This window comes from Arhodomonas sp. KWT2 (genome assembly GCF_041949875.1).
GTDB classification, from domain to species: Bacteria; Pseudomonadota; Gammaproteobacteria; order Nitrococcales; family Nitrococcaceae; genus Arhodomonas; species Arhodomonas aquaeolei.
Window position 1 is genome coordinate 1 of sequence record NZ_JBHFPQ010000031.1, and the last position, 1,844, is coordinate 1,844.

The window sequence follows — 1,844 nt, forward strand, 5'->3', positions numbered from 1 at the left end:
TCGGTGTGCGCCTCGAGCGCCTCGGCGCGGTGGGCGGTGGCGCTCCCGGAGAGGCGCTCGGCGAGGCGGTGGGCGCTGGCGAGCTGCTCGCGCGCGGGGGTGAGGTCGAGCTGGTCGCCGCCGGCACCGGGCTGGCCCCAGGTGGTGAGGTAGAGGCCCTGGTTGGCGCGCACGGCGCCGAAGGCGTCGGAGCGCAGCTCGAAGCCGTTGCCGCGCAGCGCACCGCGGTGGTTGTCGCGCTGGTGGATGAGGTAGCCGAGGTTGAGCTGGCTGGCGGCGTGGTCGCTGGCCAGGCGCAGGCGCTGCTGGCCGGTGGCGTCGTCGAAGACGAGCTCGTTGTGGCCGCTGGCGCGGTAGGCGCGGGAGCGCAGCCCCGAGAGCAGGCCGTTGCTGTGCCACGGCGGCGGGGTGGCGGCGTTGAACACGCGCGCGGTGATCAGCGGTCGGTCGGGGTCGGCGTCGAGGAAGTCGACGAGCACCTCCTGGCCGACGCGGGGGGTGAACACCGCGCCCCAGCCGGCGCCGGCGCTGGGTTCGGCGACGCGCAGCCAGCAGCTGTCGCGCTCGTCGCCGCGCGCGAGGCGGTCCCAGTGGAAGCGGACCTTCACGCGGTTGAGGTGATCGGTGTGGATCTCCTCGCCCTCGGGGCCGACGACGGTGGCGGTCTGGGGGCCGGCGAGCACGGGGCGGGGGTGCTCGAGCGCGGGGCGGTAGGGGATGTGGGCGCGCTGGGCCTCGAGGGAGACGAGGTAGTGGCCGGTGCCGGCGCTGCGGTAGTCCTCGCGCTCGTCGCCGTGCGCCTCGAGGCCGTGGGCGCGGCGGGCGGCGTCGATGTCGGGCTGGAGGCTGCCGGGCAGGGCGCGGAGCGCGGGGCTGACGGGCAGGGCGTTCTCGGCGTGGACGCTGAGGGCGAGCACGAGGAAGTGGCGCTCGGCCTCGCCGCCGGTGTCGTGGAGCGGGTGCTCGGTGAGCTCGAAGCGGTGGCCGGCGAGCAGCTGGCGGGCGCCGCCGGTGCCGTGGAAGCGCCGGGCGCGGGCGTCGAAGGCCTCGAGGCGGTTGGCGGCGAGGCGCCCGCCGCGCTCAAAGCCGCGGTAGTAGTAGGCGCCGGCGTAGTCGTAGTGCTCGGCGGCGGGCGCGTTGCCGCGCTCGTGCGCGGTATCGAGCACGGTGCGCCTGGCGAGCGAGGGCTGCTTGTAGTCGAAGGTGGCGAGGCTCACGCGGGTGGGCTGCGCGCGGCGCCGCCCGCCCCACTGGGTGAGGGTGTCACGGGTCTCGGTGGGGCCCTGGCGGTGGAAGCGGATGGTGGCGGGCTCGACGGCGGGGCAGGTGTCGACGTCGTCGGTGACCACCAGGGTGTGGCCGGCCTCGCCGCCGTGGACGAAGTAGTAGAACAGCCCCTCCTCCTCGAAGAGGCGGCTGATGAAGTGCAGGTCACTCTCGCGGTACTGCACGCAGTAGCTGCGCGCGGGGTAGTCGCGGCGCAGATCGAAGCGGTAGCGCCCGCGGGCGAGGGCGTGGGCGTCGAACACGGCGGTGGCGATCCCGGGGACCGAGCGGTCCTGGAAGATGCGGCTGCCGCGCCCGAGCGCGAGCATCGACAGCCAGGGCACGAGGGTGAGCTGGTAGGTGCTCAGCCCCCCGTCCTCGCCGAGGCGGGCGGCCTCGGCGACGAGGGCGTGGAGGGGGCGCTCGCTGGCGTCGGCCTGGCGGATGGCGAGCCGGGCGGGGGCGCCGATGAGGTGCTTGAGCTCGAGATCGCCGCGCTGGCAGAGGCAGTCGAGGCGGTAGCGAAAGGGGGCGCTCACCGCCTCCTCGCCGACCAGGCGGTGGGGGAGCAGCCCGGC

At 75.4% G+C, this 1,844-nt stretch carries 1 protein-coding gene; it reads right to left on the reverse strand.

Going from position 1 to position 1,844, the window contains the following annotated elements; all coding sequences use genetic code 11:
- On the reverse strand, nucleotides 1–1,844 hold a 1,844-nt coding region (locus ACEZHJ_RS03980; protein ID WP_375036246.1), incomplete at both ends, for a type VI secretion system Vgr family protein.